Source organism: Candidatus Palauibacter sp. (assembly GCF_965222475.1).
GTDB lineage: Bacteria > Gemmatimonadota > Gemmatimonadetes > Palauibacterales > Palauibacteraceae > Palauibacter.
Map to the genome: position 1 here is coordinate 520,694 of NZ_CBDCUB010000008.1, position 20,792 is coordinate 541,485.

Sequence of the window (20,792 nt, forward strand, 5' to 3'; positions counted from 1 at the left end):
CGGGCTCCTCCGGAGACCCGTGGCCGCCGCGCCCGCAGGGATCCCGAAAACCCCGATTCCAACGGGAATTCATGACTACCGACAGCGTGGAACGCGTCGAGCCGCGACGGCTCGAAGACGAGATGCGCGACTCGTTCATCGACTACTCGATGAGCGTGATCGTCCAGCGTGCCCTTCCCGACGTCCGCGACGGTCTGAAACCCGTCCACAGGCGGATCCTGTTCGCGATGCACGAGGCGGGGCTGGGTCCGACACGGCCCTATCGAAAGAGCGCGACGGTCGTCGGCGACGTGATCGGAAAATACCACCCGCACGGCGATGGGGCGGTCTACGACTCGCTTGTCCGCATGGCGCAGGAGTTCTCGCTCCGGTATCCGCTCGTCGACGGCCAGGGCAACTTCGGGTCGATCGACGGCGACTCCGCGGCCGCGTACCGATACACGGAGGCTCGGCTGGCGGGCTTCGCGAGCCAGATGCTCGGCGACATCGACAAGGACACGGTCGACCACACGCCGAACTTCGACGACCGCCTGCGCGAGCCGACCGTGCTCCCCTCGGCGCTCCCGAACCTGCTCGTCAACGGGTCATCGGGCATCGCCGTCGGCATGGCGACCAACATCCCGCCGCACAATCTCCGCGAGGTCGCGGCCGCGTGTCAGCTGCTGATCGACGAGCCCGAAACGACGCTGGATGAACTCACGGACATCATCCGGGGCCCCGATTTCCCCACCGGGGGGACCATCTTCGGCGGCGCGGGGATCCGCGAGGCCTACCGCGACGGCCGGGGCCGCATCGTCATGCGCGCCAAGGCGGAGGTCGAGGAGGGAAGAGACGGCCACGACCGGATCATCGTGCGCGAGATCCCGTTCATGGTGAACAAGACCCGGGTGATCGAACAGATCGCCGGGCTCGTGCGCGACAAGAGGGTCACGGACATCCGCGATCTTCGCGACGAATCCGACCGCGACGGCATCCGCATCGTGATCGAACTGAAGCGCGACGCCGTGCCGCAGATCGTGCTCAACCAGCTGTACAAGGGCACCCAGCTGCAGTCGACGTTCGGCGTCATCATGCTCGCGCTCGTCAACGGCGAGCCGCAGGTGATGGATCTCAAGACGATGCTGGAGCACTTCCTCGAGCACCGTCACGAGGTCGTCGAACGTCGCACCCGGTTCGAGTTCGAGGTGGCGAAGGACCGGGAGCACGTCCTCGAGGGCCTGAAGATCGCCGTAGACCACATCGACGAGGTCATCCGGATCATCCGCGCGTCGGCCGAGACCGAGGTCGCGTCGGCCCAGCTCCGATCAGCGTTCGGACTCAGCAAGCGCCAGGCCGACGCGATCCTCAACATGCGCCTCGCGCGCCTCACCGGCCTCGAGATCGAGAAGCTGGAGGAGGAACTGGGACAGGTTCGCCGCCGAAGGAAGGAACTCGGGGGGATCCTCGCGTCACGGCCGCGGCGGATGGAGATCGTCGGCCAGGAACTGTCCGCGCTCGTCGACAAGTTCGGCGATGAACGCCGGACGCAGATCGTGCCCGACACCTCGGACCTCACGGACGAGGATCTGATCGCCGAGGAGCGCATGGTGATCACGGTCTCCCACGCCGGGTACATCAAGCGCATCGAGCGCCACGTCTACCGCGCGCAGCGGCGCGGCGGCCGCGGGATCGCCGGCATGGGGACGAAGGAAACGGATTGGGTGGAACATCTCTTCCTCGCCTCGACCCACGACTACCTCCTCATCTTCACGCGGGACGGCCGGTTGTACCGGCTCAAGGTGTACCAGATCCCCCCCGCCAGCCGGACCGCGCGCGGGAAGCCGATCGTAAACCTGCTGAGGATGAACAAGGGCGACGAAGTGGCGTCCATCGTGCGGGTGCGGGAGTTCTCCGCTGACCGGTTTCTCATCTTCGCCACCCGCAAGGGACTCGTGAAGAGGACGATCCTCGCCGCGTATCGGAACGTGCACGCGGGCGGATTGCGGGCGATCAACATCCGCGAGGACGAGGATGACCGTCTGATCGACGTGAAACTGAGCGATGGCTCGAACGACGTCATTCTCGCGACACGACGCGGGATGGCGATCCGTTTCTCGGAAGGAGACGCCCGCGAGATGGGGCGCGTAGCCCAGGGCGTGCGTGGCATCAGGCTCTCGAAGGACGATGCGGTCGTCGGGATGGTGGTCGCGCGGCGCGGAGGCTCGCTCCTCACGGCGTCGGAACTGGGGATGGGCAAGCGCAGCGACGTGGACGACTATCGAATCCAGAAGCGCGGCGGGAAGGGCCTGATCAATCTCAAGACGACGGCGAAGTCGGGACGGGTGGCGGCGGTCCGGGAGGTGACGGACGATGACGAACTCATGTTCGTGACCCGGAACGGCGTCATCAATCGACAGTCGGCGGACGAGATCCGGGTGATCGGGAGAAACACCACGGGGGTCCGGCTCGTCGCCCTCGACGAGGGAGACGAACTCGTGGATGTCGCGTGTCTGATCGATCCCGTCGGGGAAGCCGGGAACGCGGGCGAAGAACCGGAGGACGGATCCGGGACCGGCGAGGAAGCGGAGTGAATCGCGCGGCCACGGCCCTGGTCTCGCTCGGCGACGTCGAGGCTGCCCACGACAGGATCCGCGGGGCGGTCCGGCGCACCCCCCTGATCCCGGCACCCGTGCCGCGGCCCAGAGGGCGCGCCGCCACGGACGGCCCGGACGCGCTCTGGCTCAAGTGCGAGAACCTCCAGAGCGTGTCGGCCTTCAAGGCGCGCGGCGCCTACCACTTCGTGAGCCGGCTGTCGCCGGAGGAGCGGGCTGCCGGGCTGCTCACCTACTCCTCGGGCAACCACGCGCAGGCGGTGGCCTGGGCCGCTCGCGCCTTCGGGGTGCCGGCGCGGATCGTGATGCCCGTCGACGCTCCCGAGGTGAAGCGCGGGGCAACGATCGCGCTCGGCGCCGAGGTCCAATTCGAGGGCACGACCTCGGGAGAGCGCCAGGCGCGGGCCGAGCAGATCCAGCGCGAGGAGGGCGGGACCATGGTGCCGCCGTTCGACGATCCCCGCATCATCGCCGGGCAGGGAACGGTCGCGCTCGAGATCGCCGAACAGCTCGCCCCTCGCGAGCCGGGGATGGTCCTGGCGCCCGTCGGAGGGGGCGGACAGCTGGCCGGCGTCGCGGCGGTCATCCGGCGCCGCTTTCCCGAATCCGAGGTCATCGGGGTCGAGCCCGAGGGGGCTGCCTCGATGCTCCGCTCGCTCGAGCGCGGAGCGCCGGTGACGCTCGACCGCGTGTCCAGCGTGGCCGATGGCCTGAAGCCCGTGCGGCCGGGCGACCTCACCTTCGCGCACTGCCGTGATCTGGTCGACCGCGTCGTGACCGTGGACGATGATTCGATCCGGAACGCAGTCCGTTGGCTCTTCGGCCTGCGGCTCGTGGTGGAGCCGTCCGGGGCGGTCACTGTGGCCGCCCTGCTCAGCGGCCGCGTCGAGCCCGCCGCGGCCGGCGAGACCGTGGCCATCCTGTCGGGAGGGAACATCGAGCCGGCGCTGCTCGCCGAGTGGACGCGCCCTTGATGCTACCCGCGGACGGCCGGGCCCCGATGCTGGTGCTGTTCGACATCGACGGGACCCTCGTGCACTCCGCCGGCGTCGGCCGCGCGGCGATCGCGGGCGCCATGACCGACGTGTACGGAACGCCCGGCCCGATCGATGAGCTTCCGTTTGACGGGATGACGGATCCGCAGATCGTACGCACCCTGCTGCGCGCGATCGGCTTCTCGGACGACAGGATCGACGCGGGCCTCGACCGGCTGTGGACGGCATACGCCGCGGGGCTCGAAGACGAGATCGCCGATCGACGCGCGCGGATGCGAGCGGCGCCGGGTGTGCCCGCGCTCCTCGACGCCCTCGAAGAGACCGGTGCGACGCTCGGGCTCGTGACGGGCAACATCGCGGCCGGCGCCGAGGGCAAGCTCTCGGCCGTCGGCCTGTGGAACCGGTTCCCGTTCGGCGCCTTCGGGTGCGACGACGCGGACCGGAACGCCCTCCCGCCGATCGCGCTCGAGCGGGCCTTCCGCCACACGGGCACCCGCTACGCGCCGGGGCGGACCTGGGTGGTCGGCGACACGCCGCACGACATCGCGTGCGCGCGGGCGTCGGAGCTCCCGGTGCTCGCGGTCGCCACCGGGCGTTTCTCGGTGGACCATCTCCGCCGCGCGGGCGCGAACGAGGCTCTTCAGTCCCTGGGGGACACGGATCGGGTGATGTCGGTGCTCGCATGCGCATGAGCCGCGGCGCGAACGCGCCCCGCGAGTTCCTGTTCGACGTTCTCGTCGCCGGGGAGCCGGCGCGGCGCCAGGTTCCGGTCGCCTGTTCCCCCTCGGGTCTCTGGTTCGACGGTGAGCAGGTGGAGCTGGACTCCATCTTCTGGGTGTCGAGGCGTGCCGGCCTCATCCTGCTGTTCTCCCGCCGCCACACGCTCGCGTTCTTCGGGGACGGCGGCGATCTGCAGGAACTCGCCCGCGCCGTCGAACGCGGCACGAGCGGGGACACCCGGCGGTCGATCCTCCAGCCGCTGGCCTCCGAAGTCGTCGTGTGCGCCGCCGGGACCGCGGTCACCGGCGAGATTGCCGGCGAGCCGGTCAACGGACTCTACCTCGCGGTGTTCACGCGGCAGGGTCTACACCTCTTCGCGGGGGAAGGGAAGCACCGCGTGCGGTGGCCCGTCGAGTGCGCGGAAGGAGCCACCGTCTCGACCGGAGGCGCGAGCCGGCCCGGGCTGCACCTGGCGGCCGGCGACACGTCCGTGACCATCCGCTACCTGTTCCCCGAGGAGATCCAGGCCGTCCTCAGGGTCGCGCGGAAGACGCCCGCGCCACCCGACCCCGGCGGCGCGCTCGAGATGTTCGCCAAGGGCGAGGTCACGCGGCCGCTGCCGGCGCGCCTCCCGGAGTTCTCCGAAGCCGCGGACACGCTGCGGAGCGCCTGCGATACGGCGGTCGAACGGGTGAGAATCGACGCCTCGATCGGCGAGCGCTTCGATCGGGTCTACTTCCAGCGTCACTTCCAGGCGCTGGGCGAGATCGCGCTCGGCCCCCTGATGCTCCGGCGGTCGGCGGCGCTGAAGGCGGGCTCCCTCATGAGCGCCGTCGAGGCCATGGACGCCGAGCAGATGAGACAGGACGCGATCGCCGCCTTCCGCGGCGTCGCGGAGGAACTGGCGCGGGTCTACGGGAACGAGGTCCGCCACTTGGTCCGCGCGAAACGTCTCGATCGCGAGCACGGCGAGAGGGCGTTCGCCCAGATGGATGGACCTTCGCTGTGGGAGGCGATGTCGAGGCGGATCGAAACGCTGGACCCCGTCTTCGACGCCGTCCTGGCGAGACAGCAACTGCTGTGGCAGAGGCTTCACGCGCGCGACCTCGCCCCTCCGGAAACGGAAGAAGCGGGCGTGGAAGAGGCGATCGTCGCCTGGAACGAAGAGGTGACGAGGCTCGATGCCGCCTACGGGGCAGCGGGTGGTGAGGTGCTCATGGAAATCGCCGCCCGCTGGTCCGACCGGCTGATTCCCGCCCTCCGCGGCCTGACCGCCCTGCGCGGCCGCCGCTTGTCCGACGGCTCCCGATTGACGATTCTCGCCATCGTGACGTTCTTCGTCGTGGCCGCGCTGGCCTGGTTGGCCCGAGGGTTGCTCTGACCCGCCACGGACACGATGACGCATGGGCTGCCAGGCCCGGGAGAGGTTGACAGATGGCAAGGAAGACGGCACCGAAGAGGGCACGGACGACCCCCGCTCCATCGCGGCCGAACTGGCTGTTCCGAGTCGGCCTGATCGCGATCGTGGTCGTCGGCGCAGGCTGGCTCCTGCTGGGTGGGGGACAGGGCGGATCGGGCCCGCCGCCGACGCCCGCCGAGTTGGCGGAAGTGCTTGCCGAGGCGGAAGCGGATCCCTCTGCCGGCATCTCGCTCGGCCCCGAGTCGGCCCCGATCACGATCGAGGAATACTACGATCCCTCCTGTCCCGCCTGCGCGAACTTCTCCGGCTTCGCCGGGAAGCTGATCCGCCAGAACTACGTAGAAACTGTCGACGCCCCGGTCCGCTGGGTCTCGTACAACTTCATTCTCGGCACCTTCCCCAACTCGATCGCGGCCGCCCTCGCCGAGCGCTGCGCGCACGAGCAGGGGCGCTACTGGCCGATGCACGACCTCCTGCTCGCCCGGCAGACACGCTGGTACGTGGAGCAGGATCCCGGTGGCGCGATCGCCGAGATCGCCGATCAGGCGGGTGTCGATTCCGGCGACTTCGAAGCGTGCATGCGCGACCGCCGGCACCTCGACGGCATCGCAAGCGCACATAAGGTGGGCGAGACGCGGGGCGTGAACTCCACGCCCACGCTGTTTGTAGACGGGCAACGCGTGAGCCTGCAGGGCGTGGACCCCTACACGCACCTCGAGGGCCTCATCCAGGCCCGGCTCGCCGCAATGAATGAGAGCAGCGAGGGAACGCCGCAACCGTGAGCGGACTCAACCGGCGCCGGGGGATCGCGCTCCTGGCGCTGGCCGGCTGCTTCCTCTCCACCTACCTCTTCCTGTACGCGCTCGGCTATTACGGCGAACTCGCGTGCGGGGCCGGTGGAGGGTGCGACCTCGTGCAGGGATCGCGCTGGGCCCGCTTCCTGGGTTTCCCCGTGGCGGGCTGGGGCGTCGGCTGGTACGCGGCCGTGTTCGCCGTCTCGATCCTCGGGACTCGCGATGGGGCGGGCGCAGCGCGCTGGATCTCTCGAGTCCTGGCCGTGCTCGCGCTCGGCGGACTCGGATTCTCGATCTACCTCACGGCGCTCGAACTCTGGGTCATCCACGCGATCTGCCGCTGGTGCGTGGGCAGCGCCGTCATCACCGTCGCGATCTTCCTCCTCGCCCTCCCCGAGTTCCGCGCTTTTTTTCGACGGACTTAGGAAGCCGTTTCCTCACGATCACGCTGGTCGAGGATAAACTGCTTGAACTTGCCGGCGGTGTTGTCCGAGGTCAGCACCGCCTCGACCACGCGATCCAATACCATGCGACGCATCCGCTGTTTGCTCGTGACCTTCCGCGGCCGAGTTGGAATTCGATCACCCGTCGTAGGTCACCGGCACGCCCCGCTCCAGCAGGCTCCGCCGGTCGACGAGATAAAGGAGCTTGATGAGCTTCATGTAGCTCATCCGCCCCCCTGCAAGGCGCAGGAATTCGCCAGCGAGTTGCGTCGTCTTGGCCTGTTTGTATCGCGGGTACATCGGAGTGCGGCTCTCCCCTTCGACCGTCTGCCCGTCCGTACGGGAGGATAAGGTTACGCCGGCTCCACAGCCACGTGAGGCCGGCCGGATCAGGTGCCGGAAGGGCGCAGTTCGTTCCAGCGTTCGATGAACGCGACCGCGGCGTCGACCATCACCTCCGTCGCGACCCGTCCCCGCTCGAGCGTGGCTTCGGCCGGATCGCGCGTGCCCCACACGCCCGTGGACGACATCTCGGCGGACGATGTCCCCTTGCCCGTCGACTCGTCCTTGAGGCCCTCGGCCAGGAACACGGCGAGGGCCGTCGGGTCGCCGGCCAGCACGTCCGGCAGCATCGCCTCCAGGTGGGCGGGCATCGTGACCTCGGCCGGGACCGCCGCGTCCATGTCCACCAGCGTCGGCATGAGGTAGAGCGAACTCGACGTCTCGGGCGTCCCCCCGTGACGGTCGAGAACGTCCGGCGGCGGGGTCGGGACGGCTGCCATCCGGCTCCGATCCCGGAACGGCCCCGAGGCGGCGCCCAGGTCCACGGCGATGCCCGCCGTCTCCTGGTTGATGCGGTCGACGATGAAGGTCGTGATCGCCCGGTTCCCCCCGTGCGCGTTCATGATGAGGAAGCGCTTGAAGCCGTGCGCGATGAGGCTCTTCACGGCCTCGACGTACACCTCCTGGACCAGCGACGAGGGCAGGGTGATCGTGCCCTCGAACCCCATGTGATAGGGCGACTGCCCCGGCAGGAGGATCGGGGCCACGAGCACGTCGGCCCGCTGCGCCACGAGCTTCGCCTGCTCGACCCCGTTCAGGTAGTCCGTGCCGATCGGCAGGTGGTTGCCGTGCTGCTCCAGCGACGCGACCGGAATCAGCACCATGTCGCTGCGCGTGAGGAAGTCGCGCACCTCCGGCACGGTCATGTGCGGCAGGTAGTTCTTCACCTCCTCCTGCGTCCACAGCGGGTTCGTCTGCGCGGACGCCACCGGGGCGATGGCGAGGAACAGGAAGACGGGCAGGGATCGTCGCATGGGACCGGCTCCTGTCGGAAGGGTCGGACGGGTCGGAACGTCAGAAAGCCGTAATGGGCATCGTGAGCAGCGCCGCGTAGAGGTCGATCGCGTACCACAGGTTCGCGATGCGGAGGTTCTCGTCGGGCGCGTGCTGGTTGTTGTCGTGGTTCGCCACGGGGACGTTCACGGCGGGCTTCCCCGCCACATCCGTGAACAGATAGAGGGGCAGGGTGCCGCCCAGGCCGGGAGCGAGGACGAGCGAGCCCGGCCCGAACGCGCGATCGGCGGCGGCCGCCGCCGCGCCGATGATCTCCTGCACGAACGGGTTGTCCATCCCCGTCCGGGCCGCGGGGTAGCCGCCCCCGCCCGTGACCTTCGCGATGCGGGGATACCGGAGCCGGGTCTCCATGTCCGGATCCTCGGACACCACGTGGAACCCCTGGCCCTCGATGTGTTCGACGACGAGCCGCCGCAGGTGGTCCGCCTCGTTCCCCTTGACGAGCCGGATTCCCAGCGCGGCGACCGCCGTGTTGGGTATGATATTCCGGGCCAGAGCGCCGGTGTTGCCGCTCGTGATACCGCGGATGTTGAGCGCCGGGAGGAGGATCCGCTCGGACAGCGTCTCCGGTTCTCCCTCGGTCCACACGAGCCCCAGTTCCCGCTTGAGCGCTTCGTCGACCGGGGGCATCGCCTCCAGCGCCGCGCGCTCCTCGGCCCCCAGCGGTTCGACCGTGTCGTACCAGCCGTCCACGAGCACCCGGCCCGTGTCGTCCTTCATGGAGGCGAGGAGCCGGGCCAGGATGTTCCCGGTGTCGGGGGTCCAGTTCCCGTAGTGGCCGGAGTGGAGATTGCGAGTGGCCCCGTAGACCGTGACCTCCATCCCCATGGACCCGCGAACGCCGAACGTCAGCTGCGGCCGCCCGCTCTGGTGCGCGGGCCCATCGAAGAAGAGCCACACGTCGATGTCCGCGATCCGGTCCGCCGCCATCTCCATGTACCGGCCCAGATGACGCGAGCCCGCCTCCTCCTCGCCGTCGAAGAAGAAGACGAGGTTGGACGTGGGCTGGACGCCTTCTTCCCGGAACGCGCGCAGGACGGGCAGGATTGCGGCGATCGGCGCCTTGTCGTCACCGGCCGAGCGGGCGTACAGCCGCCACTCCGGGTCCACCGGATCCCCCGGCTCGGGCATGGAGCGCGGCGTCCCGCCCGCCTCCATCGACGCGGTGTAGAGCGTGGGTTCGAACGGGGGGTGCGTCCAGTTCAAGGGGTCGACGGGCTGGCCATCGTAGTGGACGTAGATCCCGAGGGTCCGCTCCGCGTCCGGCACCCGGAGTTCCCCGTACACGAGGGGCGCCACGCCATCGATTCGGATCAGTTCCGAGGTGACGCCGACCGCCTGCAACTCGTCGCGGATGTACTCCGCCGCCCGCGTGACGTCCTCCAGGTCGCGGGCCCGGTTCGGATAGGTCAGGAGTTCGGCGAAGTCCCGCACGATCTCCGCCTCGTGCGCCTCCCGGTACGCCCGCGCGACATCCGCCCCCGACTGCGCGGCCGCCGGTTGCGTCACGAGGAGCCCCGCGACCACGAGCGCCAGGATCCGAAAGGCGAATCCCGGGTTCCATCTGGCAGTTGCGTTAGTATTCATGATGGCATCATGCCAGGATGCGGAAACCACCGGCAACCCGAGCCGCGAGGTTCGCGTGAGAGAAAGTTCTCGACGGTGGATGATCGCCGTCTCGGCAGCCGCCCTGCTCGTCCTCGTCTCGGGAACGATCTGCCTGTGGCGCTTCGGCGCCGATCAATCGGCAACAGCAGGCGTGGCGGCGGGCATGACGATGCAAGACAGCGCCGGGATCCGGATCGTTACCAACCATCGGACTGCGGATGTAAGCCAGCGTCGGGTCGAAGACACACCGTTCACGCCGGTGGGCGTACTTGAAGAGCTGGTGCTCACGCCCCCGGACGTGAAGGTGACCGACGCGGGGGAGGACTGGATTCCGGGGGTCTGGAAGGACGAACTCGACATCGAGTACGTGAGGAAGTACCACCTGAGGCGATAGTCACACGCCCCAGTCTCGGAGATATCAGGCGGTGGCGCGCCAGAAGCCTTCGAGCGCCTCCCCGTCCGGCGAAGCGCGGAGCTTGTCGAAAGCCCGGTTCCGGATCTGCCGGATGCGCTCGCGGGTCACGCCGAGGAGCGAACCGATCTCCTCCAGCGTCATCTCCTCGCCATCGTCGAGGCCGTAATAGAGGACGAGGATCTTACGCTCGCGCTCGGTCAGGTAGCGCTCGAACATCCTCTCGAGGAACTCGCGCCGGGCCTGGTCCTCGACATCCTCCTCGATGTCGGCGTCGTCCATCCCCGAGAAGCGCTCGCCGAAGGAGGCGCTGTCGCGGTCGGACTTGTCGAGCGGCGCGTCGAGGCTGAGTTCGGCGGAGGCGACGCGGCGCAGCGCCCGCACGGTCTCGACCGGCTCCTCCATCTGCTCGGCGATCTCCCGGTCCGTGGGCGAGCGCCCCAGCTTCTGGGTGAGCGCCGTCTCCGTCCGGGACAGCTTGACCAGGTTCGAGTTCTGGTTGAGCGGGATCCGCACCGAGCGCGTCTGCTCGGCCAGCGCCTGGAGCACCGTCTGCCGGATCCACCACACCGCGTAGGAGATGAACTTCACCCCCTTGTCGGGATCGAACTTCTTGACGGCCTTGAGCAGGCCCTCGTTCCCGATGCACACGAGTTCGGCGAGGTTCAGTCCCCGGCCCTGGTACTTCTTCACGTACGAGATCACGAAGCGCAGGTTCGCCGTGACGAGGCGCTCCGCCGCCTGGCGGTCGCCGGCACGGGCTTTGCGGGCGATCTCGCGCTCGATCTGCGGGCTCTCGATGAGCGGATACCGCTCCACGTCCTGCAGGTACTGATCGAACGAATCGAGCGCGTACGTGTCGAAGAACATGTGTCGGCTTGCAGCCGTCTTCGCCATATGAATCCGAATCCTGACTCGGGTCGGTCGTCTACAAATCAGCGGCCCGGGACGGGCCAACCGGAACTCCGCCCCGTCACGGTTCGCTCCGGTCGCTTTTGATACAAACTTGAAATAATAGAAGAAACCGGTACGATCCGCACCTTTTTTCCGACTCCTTCTACCCCGGACCCCTCCCTTGGGCTCCCTCGCCGCTCCGGGCCGAATCCGCCCGCGCGGCGCGCTCCCGGCCGCGAAGTCGGAGGACGTACCAGACGAGGGCGGCCCACGTGATCCCGTACCCGGCGCCGATGAAGAGCCAGTGTTCGTTCATACCCCGTTGAACCCCTCGTCTTCTGGACCCGACAGTTCGAGTTCGAGTTCCGTTGCAGCCACCCTGTAACGCCGGAGCCAGAGATACGTGAAAGCGATCGCGTACGCGGCGAACCCGAGCAGCATCACGAGCCCGTACGCGCTCGCCATCGAACGGGGCGACGACGGGGGCTGGTGCAGGCTCCGCCACCAGAACACCGACAGGTACACGATGGGTACCTGGACGAACCCGATGACGCCGATCACGGCCGCCCAGCGCGCGCGCCGGTCCGGATCCTCCGTCATCGAACGCACGACCAGGTAGCCCGTGTAGATGGGTACGAGGAGCGCCGTGGTGGTGATTCGCGGGTCCCATGCCCACCAGATCCCCCATGTGGGCCGGCCCCACAGCGTGCCGAGGATGAGGGTGAGGACGGCGGCGAGCACCCCCAGTTCCGCGGCGGAGACCGCCAGGAGGTCCCACTTCAGCTTCCGCTGCACGAGATAGAGGATGCTCATGAGGAAGACGACGAAGAACGCGAGCATCATCACCCACGCCACGGGGACATGGACGTAGAGCAGGCGCTGGACCTCGCCCTGGAGCGCGTCGGCGGGCAGTACAAGGAGCCCGAGTACGCTGCCTGCCCCGATGAGGGCGAGCGCCAGCCAGCCCAGCGTTGTCAGTTTGGTCATCGGATTGGGCATCGCATGGTCACCGAAGGGTTCATCAAATCCTCATCTCTCCTCACTCCTCGAGGACGACGGGGAAGATCCAGACGCAGACCACGAACAGTATCACGTCGTACGACGCCAACAACCTCAGCCATCCCCCGGCGCGGCCGAGCGGGTCGCCGGCCAGGAACGCATCCGTCGCGCCCACGCTCCCGAGCACGACGGGAACGAGGGCGGGGAAGAGGAGGAGCGGGAGCAGGAGTTCGCGCGCCCGGAGGTGTACCGTGAGGGCCGAGAAAAAGGTCCCGATCACGGAGAAGCCGAACGTGCCGAGGGCGGCCACGAGGAGGAGCGGGCCGGCGTGCGCGGCGAAGTCGACCTCGTACAGGATGGCGGCGGCGGGGAAGAGGAGGACCTCGAGCGCCGCCAGCACGACGAGGTTGCCCGCCAGCTTGCCCAGGTAGATCGCGCGTACGTCCCCGGGATAGAGCCGCAGGAGCCGCGTCCCGCCCGCCAGTTCCTCGTTCTGGAACGTCCGGCCGAGCGACAGCGTGCCGGTGAAGACGATCGCCACCCACACGAGACCGCCGGCGAGCCTCGCGAGCAACTGGTTGTCCGGGCCGATCGCGAAGCTGAACAGGAAGAGGACGAGCGCGGCGAAGGAGAGCATGGCCGTGAACCCCTGACGGGTTCGGGTCTCCGAGAGGATGTCCTTCCACAGGATGGCGGCGGCTCGCCGCGCGAGCGCGCTCACCCGGCGTCCGCGGCGACCCGGCCGCCCTCCAGCCGCACGACCTCGTCGGCGTGGCGCGTCGCGTCGTCGACCCGGTGCGAGGCGATGAGCACCGCTGCGCCGGCGTCGCGCCACCCGAGGATCGCCGCGTGGACGAGCGCCACGCCGTCCTCGTCGAGGCTCACGAAGGGCTCGTCGAGCAGCACCAGTTCGAGGGGGCGGATCCGGAGCCGCGCCAGTTCGAGACGCTTGCGCATCCCGGTGGACCAGCCCCGCACGGGGACGTCGGCTGCCCCGCCGAGATCGACGGCTGCCAGCGCCTCACGCAGGGCGTCGGCCGGGACGTCCGCGTCCGACATGCGGGTTGCGAAGCGGAGGTTCTCGACCCCGGTCAGCTCCTCGTAGGCGTGTCCGCCGGCGGTCATGAACGCGGTCCGGGCGCGGATCGCGTCGCCGCCCGCGGGGAGGATGTGGCCCAGCACCTCGACCCGGCCCGCGGTCGGCCGCAGCAGCGTGGAGATCACGCGCAGGAGCGTCGTCTTGCCGGTCCCGTTCGCGCCGAGCAGCGCGACGACCGCCCCGCGGGGGACGGCGAGGTCGATTCCGCGCAGCGCCCAGCGGCGGCCGAAGCGACGGGTGACGCCCTCTGCCGCGACCGCGAAGCTCACCGGCCGGCCCCGCGGCCGCGGCCCTCCGGCCCGCCGCCCGGCCCCGCTCGCCGGCCCTCTCGGGCTGCTGGCCCGCCGTCGGGGGCGCCAATACGTTCCGCCGCATGGAACTCGACCGGATCGCCCGTCTCGCCGGAGGCGGGGGCGGCAAGGTGCTGCTCTACGTGCTCGACGGGCTGGGCGGGCTCCCCCGCGAGCCGGGCGGCCCCACCGAACTCGAGGCCGCACGCACCCCGCACCTCGACGAACTGGCCCGCGGGGGCACGTGCGGCCTCCACGACCCCGTTGCGCCGGGCATCACGCCGGGGAGCGGGCCCGGCCACCTGGCCCTGTTCGGCTACGACCCCCTCGTGTACGAGACCGGCCGCGGCGTGCTCGAGGCCCTCGGCATCGAATTCCCGCTCGGACCGGGCGACATCGCCGTGCGGGCCAACTTCTGCACCCTCGACGCCCGGGGCCGGGTGACCGACCGCCGCGCGGGCCGCATCTCGAGCGAGGAAGCTACCCCCCTGGCCGGGCAGCTCGATGGCATCGAGTTGGACGGCGCCCGCTGTTCCGTCCGTCACGTGAAGGAACACCGCTTCGTCCTCGTGCTGCACGCCGACGCCGCGTCGGGCGACGCCGTGGACGACACCGATCCCGGGCAGACCGGCCAGCCGCCGCACACCCCGTCGGCCCGAAACCCGGCGTCGGAACCTACGGCGCGGCTCCTGGAGGCGTGGCTCGAGGTGGCCGCCGAGCGGCTCGCCGGCCAGCCGCGGGCGAACATGGCGCTCCTGCGCGGCGTCTCCAGCCAGCCCGACTGGCCGCTGTTCGAAGACGTGTTCGGGATGCGGGCCGCCGCCGCCGCCGCGTACCCCATGTACCGCGGCGTCGCCCGCCTCGTCGGCATGGACGCACGGACGGCGCCCGCCGGCGCGCCCCCGCTCGTTGACGCCCTGCGGGCGCGGCTCGCCGAGCACGATTTCTTCTTCCTCCACTTCAAGCCTCCCGACAAGGCCGGAGAAGACGGCGACTTCGACCGCAAGGTAGCCGCCATCGAGGAGGCCGACGCCATCGTCCCGCAACTCGTCGACGCGGGGCCCGACGTCATCCTCGTGACCGGAGACCACTCGACCCCCTCGATCGTGCGCAGCCACAGTTGGCACCCGGTGCCGTTCCTCATCCACGGCGGCCCGGCACGCAGCGACGCCGCCACCTCATTCGGCGAGACCGCCTGCCGCACCGGCGCCCACGGCCGCGTCCGGGGGTGTGACCTGATGCGCCTCGCCGCCGCGAGAGCCGGCCGCCTCGCGAAGTTCGGAGCCTAGCCCGGGCGCCTGATTCCGTACAGGCCGGAGGGTCATCTTCGGCCCCGACGCCCCGCAACCACTTCCATCGAGTGGTGTGACGTTTGGCGCTCTCGGTACGCGAAAGATGCGGCGGCGAGTCTCAGGTGTTCGGAAGAGTCGGGATGCTCAGGGATACTGGTAGGCGAGTCGTACCCCGCCGCGGCCATCGTCCTGTGCCACATCTCACTAGCGTATACGTTCTTCTGGCGAAGCGTTGTTGTAGTACCGGCTCCGCGCCGGTGATCGGAGGTTTGCATGCCAGGTGACGAACGAATCGCGGCCAAGCCTCTCGCAAGCGTTCCGGTGGGGCTTGTACTTGTCATGCTCGGGCTCGCGGCCTGCGGGACCGAGCGGGGCATCACCGGGAGAGAGCCGGACCAGCCGGGGATCCCCTTGGCGGTCTTGACCGTTCATGTGCGCCTTCAGCCGTCCGACACGGCGCTTGCCTCAGCACTGGACTGGGAGAGCGGCGTGCCGGGCGCGGAGGTGAATCTTCTCAGGAATGGGACCGAAGACTGGATTCGCCTGAGGACGGACCGGACCGGTCGAGCGCGAGCGGTCGATCTGCTGTCCGGGCTGTATTTGGTGTACGCGGGCCGGATCCTGACGCAGGCGGAGGCATCGGCCGCCGAGCTTCCGATCCGGAGCTTCGGCGACGGGATCACCACCGAGCTCGCGGACAGAGGCGAACAATCGCTGGAGTTCGAGTTGTCGTCGGATGTGCCCGGCTCGCTGGTCATCAGCGAGATAAGCGGCTGGGGCCCGCCGTCTTGGGAAGTGGGGGGGTCCTACACCGACCACCATTACTTCGAAGTCTACAACAACTCCGCCCGCACCCTGTTCCTGGACGGAATGGTCTTCGGCGCGACGGTAAGAGGCGATGACAACATCTTCGGACACTGTGCACACAGTCAGGCCGTGCGCTCCGATTCGCTGGGGGTATACTCGCTAGCGCTACTCCAGTGGCCGGGAGCGGGCGGCGAGTACCCGATCGGACCCGGGGAGAGCAGACTGGTCGCCATGTCGGCGATCGATCATACGGCGGTCCACCCCGAGCTCCCCGATCTTTCCCACGCGGATTTCGAGATCCGCGGGGCGCGGGCTGCGGACAATCCCGCGGTGCCGGACATGATCGATGTGGGGCTGCGGCCCTTCGTAACGCGGCTAGGGGGCGCTGCGCTCAGCGATCTGCTTGCGGGGAATGTCGGTTTTTTCGTTGCCCGGCCCCTGGATCCTGGCGAGCTTCCCATCATGTACCGGGACTTCGCGGGCCAAAGTTACCAGCGGATCCCCCGCGACCTGCTGCTGGACGTGGTCGGTCGAGCCCAGGTACTAGCAGACCTCCAACGCGAGAGCCCGCCCTGCGTGCCGCTTCTACATCCGGATTTCGATCGCTACCCGGGCGGATTCTACACGATTGCCCTCGGAGCGGAGGACCGGCGCCTGTCCTTTCAGAGGCAGGGGCTCCGGAGCGAGGGAGGACGGGACATCCTGAGCAATTCGAACACGAGCGCCGTGGACTTCGTCTTGGCCGATCTGACTCCGGGGGGCCCGCTCTGGCGTGAGAGGTGACTCCGGCCAGGAGGCACTTCGACGGAGGCTGGTCGATCATGGCAGCGGGGTCGCTCGCGATTCTGCTTGGTCTGCTGCCTTTCTCGACCGCGCTGCACGCACAGAACGGGACCATTTCGGACCGCGTGCTGGAGTCCTCGACAGGGCGGCGATCTCCGGCGGCACCTCGCCCGCACGCGTGTCGACCACGACGGAGCTTTTCAGATCCATGAACGCGACGAACGCCATCCGTTCTGGGATCCCGCGCTGGAGTTCGGGAAGACGGCGATGGTCACGTACCGGGCGATTCACCATCAGCCGGAGCTGGGCCTGGTTCTCACTGCGACGATTCAACACAACATCACGGATGAGTTCGTTGACGAGGCCGCCTACGACTCCCTGGCCTTCGTCGGCTACATCACGCGACGGGGGGAACTGGTGCGGGTCCCGAAGGCGGATCGCGGTCTGCCGGAGTATCAGAATCTGCGGGTCCCGAGGGCGGGGACGGTTCGGACGAGGCGGGCGAGCCCGGCCGATTGGATGCTGAGCTTTCAGGTCCAAAGACCCTGCCCCTCAACGGACAGATCAACTTATGGTTCTTCAACGCTTTCGATCGCAGGGGGGTGGGCGGACCGGGCGTACGCCCCCGGCTGTATCCGGACGTGCGGTTCGGACTCGAGGTGCTCCTGCCTCTCCATGGCGTCTTTCCGGCTTTGGGCGGGGGCGGTTAGGCGGTGACACGGTTCAGAGGCGTCACGCGGGCCGGTTGGGGCGACATCGCTGTCGCGAGCGTCCTCGGTGCACTCGGCATGGGCGCCACGGGGCCCGCGCCGGCGGCGGGCCAGGCTGCCGAAGCAGCGGCCGCGACCCCACGCGCGGAACAGCCCTGGCTCGCGCGGTGGCGGCCGCTGGAAGTCCTCGGAGACCTGCCCCGGACGTTGCCCGGCTCCGAGAGCCCGTTCCCGGCCCTGCTGGCGCTTCCGGCTCCCCGGGTCGGCACACTGTGGACGGTCGGTAATCCGGCCGCCCTGCCGTTCGAACTGGAGGACCGGCGCACCGATTTCTCGATCTCGCGCGAGAACCGGTCCGGAGGCTATCGGCGTCCCCTCGACCCCACGGAGGTTACGAACGGCACCCTCACCGGTTCGGGGTGGCGGCCGCTGTCCGAGCGCGCGGCGGTCATCGGGCGCCTGGTCGTTCAGCGGACCGGTCTCGGCGACGGCGCCTTCTCCGACCAGCTCATGCCCTACGGAACGAGCCCCTTCGCCGTGTTCGACACGACCGGCGAGGCTCAAACCCGCACGCTGGTCCGCGTTGAAGGAGCCAGCGGATGGCGATTCGGACGTCTCGCCCTGGGACTCGCCCTCGGATACGAGTCTCAGCGGACGTTCACCGATGATGCCAGAGTGCCGCGCCTGAACCGGACCGCGACTCCCGGCGCGACCGTGGGTCTCGCATGGGTGTCCTCCTCCGGTGGCCTCACCATCGGTGTTCTCGGCGGCCTGCAGGAGACCGCCCAAACCTCAACCATCCACTCAAGGGCTGCCGCATCCCGCGCCTACACGCCCGAGGGATATGGGCCGCTTGTCGCGTTCGACCTCCTCGCGGCCGGTCTTCGACGCCGGTTCGAGCGCGACGCGAAGGGACTCACCGTCTCGGCGAGCGGGCGCGCGGGAGCGGTGAAGTGGGTCGTCTACGGCCGACGCGAAGCGCTTACCGAAAGCCGCTTCACGACGTTTATTTTTCGGGAGCTCGCCGACGACTGGGATACGCGCGGCTGGACGCTCGGTGGAGCGGGCTCGCTCTCCTCCGGCTCCCTCGACCTTGCGCTCGATGCCCGGTTCACGACGCTGGTCGGCAGGGGCTTTCGGGGCGATCTCGATCTCGAACACTTCGAGTCCACGGATCGGAGGCTCCGGATCGAGGCCGATGGAAGGTGGAAGCCCCTGGGCGGATGGGAGGTGGGCGCCCGTCTCATCCTGACGAGGAACACGAGCGACCGCTGGGACCGCCTCAGCCGGACGGGCTCGGAGTTCTCGTCATGGTCCCCCGCGCTCGGGATCGAACTTGCGCGGCGCCTGTCCGGGCAGATGGCGGTGTCGCTGGGGAGTGTGGTGTCGACGTACGGCGTATCCTCAACTACGCCCCCGCCCGGCCAATTCGGTTCCGCGTGGGAGAAGTGGATCGCCCCGGAACTCGGGCTCATGGCCACGGGAGCCACCGGCTGGGCGGCGCAGGCCACGCTCCTCATCGGGTCGAACGACAGCAGGACGGTCTGGCTCCGCGCCCAGTACGGGCGTGGCCAACCCGCCACTCCTGCGGAACTGCACGTATGACCGGCGGAGGGGTACGACGGGGTGAGCGAAGGACGCTGGCAAGTTGGTACTTGATATGAGGCTGTGTATAGCCAGCCGCAGTACGGCGGCGATGGTCCTGGTCAGCACTGCGTGCGGCTGGGGCTGTGACCTGTCGAGCGGGAACCCGCCCACCGCGTCGGTCGCCCCCTCCGCGGCCTCGGCGGCCGGCTATCGCGTCCTGGAACCCGGCGCGTTCATTGCGGGTTTCCCTCCCGATCCTCTCGACATGCGATCGGAGTTCCTGATCGAGCGGGGGTGGGATCTCGCCGTCGGTGCCGCCGGCGCGGACGAGATATATGTCCTCGACGTGTTCGCGAAGCGTGTTCTCAGTCTCGACCGGGACGCGAAGCTGCGAGCCGTGATCGGAGGTCCGGGCGGCGGCCCCGGTGAGTTTGAAGACCCGCATTCGATCGAGGCCGATCCCCGAGGCGGCGTGTGGGTAGCCGACCTCCGGCTCGCCCGCCTGTCGCGGTTCGATCCTGACGGACACTTGCTGGAGGAGGTGCGGGTTCCGCAATTGGTGCGGGGCTTCGCCGTGCTGCCGGACGGCGCGGTACTGTACCGAAAGGTCGGCCGGCAAGTCTCGCTGACCGTCCAGACCGGCGGCGACGAGGTGGATCTCGCCGGAGAACTCCCCCCGGAGCTGGCGCCTGACGACTTCCGGTCACTGTGGGCGGAGCACGACTTGGAGTTCGCGGTCGTCGCGCCCGACACGGTCGTCGCGTTTCGGAACACCGATGTCCGGGCCTACGGCGCGTGGCGGATCGCGCTGGACATCGCAGCGGCCCGGATCACCGACATCACCCCGCTCGCCTTTCCGGCGTGGCTCACCGAGGCGCTCGCCGCCGACGCGGAGGCGATCGAACGGGAGTCCCGCGAGACCGGCGGGCGGGAGGGGGTTCCGCGGTACGCGGTACGCTCGGTCATCCCGTTCTCGCGGGGCGTGCGGATGTTGCTGGGCGATCTCTGGGTAACGCCGTATGCGACCGGCCACCTGGCTCTCGCCACGACGATCCCTCTCTCGACCGACGATTCGGTTTCCGTCGTTGCTCGCGGGGGGCACCAACGCCCCTCCGGTTGTTTCGGAGTGGACTATGCCGTTGTCGGCCGGCGGCTGGTAGAACTCTGCATGGACCAGGTGCGCGTCTATGAGCTGCTTCCGGCCGAGCCCGGCCTGCTGCCGTTCGCCGCCGCCCCGCTTGATCCGTGACGGAGTGAATTCCCCCCGGGTCCGGCCGCACGCTCTCAGCCGGCGCGTCCTGCTGTCGTTCGATGCGGTGGCGGAAGAGCCAGTGTGGAGGCGTGCGCTGGTCACATACGTTTTCGCGAGTGCATGTCTGTGGATGATTGCCGGACTGGTGCATCACGAGTACGGAGTCGCGTCCTGGCCGGCCTTCGCTCTCCCGGTTGTCGTAGTCGCGAACGCTGTCGTTTCCGTGGTCCGCGAAGTCCTCATCACTCCTCTATATTTCGCGGCACTGGCGGGCATTCTGTTGGCTGTGTCTCGGCTCACGCCCGGGAAGAGAGTCTCGTTCCGACAACTCTTCAGCGTGACCGTGCACACCGGTTACATCTTGCTTGCCGGCCACGCGCTCCGGATTGTCCTGGCGGCGGGTGGCGTAGACCTCGCTGGGGCTGCGGCGGCCCTGCTGCCGGATCCCGATGCAATGTTCCTGGGGGATACCACCCCCGCCTTGCTGGATCCCCCCCCGCCGGGCGTCGTGGTGCATGCGACCGCGATACCACTTTCAACGTTCCCTCGGTCCCCGGCCGACATCCCGGCCGTGGGAGTATTCGATACGGCCTTTCACGCGCTGCTCGGCGTCGCGTATTGCCGCCTCCGCGGCGACAAGCGCCTAATCGTTGGGGCGGCGTGGGGGTGTGGGCTCTCGCTCTTGGCCGACCTCCTCTGGCTGCTCCTGGGTATCGCGCGTCTGGCGATCTGAGGTTGCG

20 protein-coding genes are annotated in these 20,792 nt (G+C 68.9%); 12 read left to right on the forward strand and 8 right to left on the reverse strand.

What is annotated here, in order from left to right; genetic code table 11:
* The first annotated feature begins 71 nt into the window (after window positions 1-71).
* The 6 genes from gyrA to ACOQPP_RS17755 are packed head-to-tail and all read left to right on the forward strand — an operon-like array spanning window position 72 to window position 6,945.
* Window positions 72-2,570 carry a DNA gyrase subunit A gene (gene gyrA, locus ACOQPP_RS17730; protein WP_420637109.1) on the forward strand — a complete coding sequence of 833 codons (2,499 nt, stop codon included), beginning with the start codon at window positions 72-74 and terminating at the stop codon, window positions 2,568-2,570.
* Complete coding sequence (locus ACOQPP_RS17735; protein WP_419167446.1) at window positions 2,567-3,565, forward strand: threonine ammonia-lyase; 999 nt, start codon at window positions 2,567-2,569, stop codon at window positions 3,563-3,565. The genes gyrA and ACOQPP_RS17735 overlap by 4 nt, the downstream gene beginning before the upstream one ends.
* Window positions 3,565-4,278: an HAD family hydrolase gene (locus tag ACOQPP_RS17740; RefSeq protein WP_419167992.1), complete on the forward strand. Its 714-nt coding sequence runs from the start codon at window positions 3,565-3,567 to the stop codon at window positions 4,276-4,278. The genes ACOQPP_RS17735 and ACOQPP_RS17740 overlap by 1 nt, the downstream gene beginning before the upstream one ends.
* Complete coding sequence (locus tag ACOQPP_RS17745; RefSeq protein WP_420637110.1) at window positions 4,275-5,687, forward strand: hypothetical protein; 1,413 nt, start codon at window positions 4,275-4,277, stop codon at window positions 5,685-5,687. The genes ACOQPP_RS17740 and ACOQPP_RS17745 overlap by 4 nt, the downstream gene beginning before the upstream one ends.
* Window positions 5,688-5,740: 53 nt before the next feature.
* Window positions 5,741-6,508, forward strand: coding sequence for a DsbA family protein (locus ACOQPP_RS17750; protein WP_419167444.1), 768 nt, complete (start codon window positions 5,741-5,743; stop codon window positions 6,506-6,508).
* Entirely contained in the window at window positions 6,505-6,945 is a 441-nt protein-coding gene (locus ACOQPP_RS17755) for a vitamin K epoxide reductase family protein (RefSeq protein WP_419167443.1), read from the forward strand. The genes ACOQPP_RS17750 and ACOQPP_RS17755 overlap by 4 nt, the downstream gene beginning before the upstream one ends.
* Window positions 6,946-7,101: 156 nt before the next feature.
* Here ACOQPP_RS17755 and ACOQPP_RS17760 read toward each other — a convergent pair whose 3' ends face one another.
* The 3 genes from ACOQPP_RS17760 to ACOQPP_RS17770 all read right to left on the reverse strand — a co-directional run bounded on the left by ACOQPP_RS17760 (window position 7,102) and on the right by ACOQPP_RS17770 (window position 9,906).
* Window positions 7,102-7,263 carry a hypothetical protein gene (locus tag ACOQPP_RS17760; RefSeq protein WP_419167442.1) on the reverse strand — a complete coding sequence of 54 codons (162 nt, stop codon included), beginning with the start codon at window positions 7,261-7,263 and terminating at the stop codon, window positions 7,102-7,104.
* Window positions 7,264-7,352: 89 nt separating this feature from the next.
* Window positions 7,353-8,279, reverse strand: a complete 927-nt coding sequence (locus tag ACOQPP_RS17765) for a creatininase family protein (protein WP_419167441.1) — start codon at window positions 8,277-8,279, stop codon at window positions 7,353-7,355.
* Window positions 8,280-8,319: 40 nt separating this feature from the next.
* Window positions 8,320-9,906, reverse strand: coding sequence for a M20/M25/M40 family metallo-hydrolase (locus ACOQPP_RS17770; protein ID WP_419167440.1), 1,587 nt, complete (start codon window positions 9,904-9,906; stop codon window positions 8,320-8,322).
* 55 nt (window positions 9,907-9,961) lie between these two features.
* Between ACOQPP_RS17770 and ACOQPP_RS17775 the strand changes: the two genes are divergently transcribed.
* The gene (locus ACOQPP_RS17775) at window positions 9,962-10,321 is read left to right on the forward strand and encodes a hypothetical protein (RefSeq protein ID WP_420637111.1); all 360 of its coding nucleotides are present in this window, start codon (window positions 9,962-9,964) and stop codon (window positions 10,319-10,321) included.
* Window positions 10,322-10,345: 24 nt separating this feature from the next.
* Here ACOQPP_RS17775 and ACOQPP_RS17780 read toward each other — a convergent pair whose 3' ends face one another.
* From ACOQPP_RS17780 to ACOQPP_RS17800, 5 genes are all read right to left on the reverse strand, one after another.
* Window positions 10,346-11,236 carry a sigma-70 family RNA polymerase sigma factor gene (locus ACOQPP_RS17780; RefSeq protein WP_419167438.1) on the reverse strand — a complete coding sequence of 297 codons (891 nt, stop codon included), beginning with the start codon at window positions 11,234-11,236 and terminating at the stop codon, window positions 10,346-10,348.
* Window positions 11,237-11,396: 160 nt separating this feature from the next.
* A complete protein-coding gene (locus tag ACOQPP_RS17785) occupies window positions 11,397-11,549 on the reverse strand; it encodes a heme exporter protein CcmD (protein ID WP_419167437.1) in 153 nt (50 codons plus the stop codon).
* Entirely contained in the window at window positions 11,546-12,220 is a 675-nt protein-coding gene (gene ccsA / locus ACOQPP_RS17790; protein WP_419167436.1) for a cytochrome c biogenesis protein CcsA, read from the reverse strand. Before ccsA ends, ACOQPP_RS17785 begins: the two co-directional genes overlap by 4 nt.
* Before the next feature lie 52 nt (window positions 12,221-12,272).
* Window positions 12,273-12,953 carry a heme exporter protein CcmB gene (locus ACOQPP_RS17795; protein WP_419167435.1) on the reverse strand — a complete coding sequence of 227 codons (681 nt, stop codon included), beginning with the start codon at window positions 12,951-12,953 and terminating at the stop codon, window positions 12,273-12,275.
* Window positions 12,950-13,600 carry an ABC transporter ATP-binding protein gene (locus ACOQPP_RS17800; protein WP_419167434.1) on the reverse strand — a complete coding sequence of 217 codons (651 nt, stop codon included), beginning with the start codon at window positions 13,598-13,600 and terminating at the stop codon, window positions 12,950-12,952. Before ACOQPP_RS17800 ends, ACOQPP_RS17795 begins: the two co-directional genes overlap by 4 nt.
* A gap of 104 nt (window positions 13,601-13,704) precedes the next feature.
* On the opposite strand from ACOQPP_RS17800, the gene ACOQPP_RS17805 reads away from it, so the two are divergent.
* The 5 genes from ACOQPP_RS17805 (at window position 13,705) to ACOQPP_RS17825 (ending at window position 20,785) form a co-directional block, all read left to right on the forward strand.
* On the forward strand, window positions 13,705-14,910 hold the full coding sequence (locus tag ACOQPP_RS17805) for a 2,3-bisphosphoglycerate-independent phosphoglycerate mutase (protein WP_419167433.1): 1,206 nt from the start codon (window positions 13,705-13,707) through the stop codon (window positions 14,908-14,910).
* A gap of 276 nt (window positions 14,911-15,186) precedes the next feature.
* The gene (locus ACOQPP_RS17810; RefSeq protein ID WP_419167432.1) at window positions 15,187-16,503 is read left to right on the forward strand and encodes a hypothetical protein; all 1,317 of its coding nucleotides are present in this window, start codon (window positions 15,187-15,189) and stop codon (window positions 16,501-16,503) included.
* Between the two features lie 713 nt (window positions 16,504-17,216).
* Entirely contained in the window at window positions 17,217-18,818 is a 1,602-nt protein-coding gene (locus tag ACOQPP_RS17815) for a DUF6850 family outer membrane beta-barrel protein (RefSeq protein ID WP_419167431.1), read from the forward strand.
* A 91-nt stretch (window positions 18,819-18,909) separates the two neighbouring features.
* Entirely contained in the window at window positions 18,910-20,049 is a 1,140-nt protein-coding gene (locus ACOQPP_RS17820) for a hypothetical protein (RefSeq protein WP_419167430.1), read from the forward strand.
* A gap of 133 nt (window positions 20,050-20,182) precedes the next feature.
* Window positions 20,183-20,785: a hypothetical protein gene (locus ACOQPP_RS17825; protein ID WP_419167429.1), complete on the forward strand. Its 603-nt coding sequence runs from the start codon at window positions 20,183-20,185 to the stop codon at window positions 20,783-20,785.
* Window positions 20,786-20,792 lie beyond the last annotated feature (7 nt).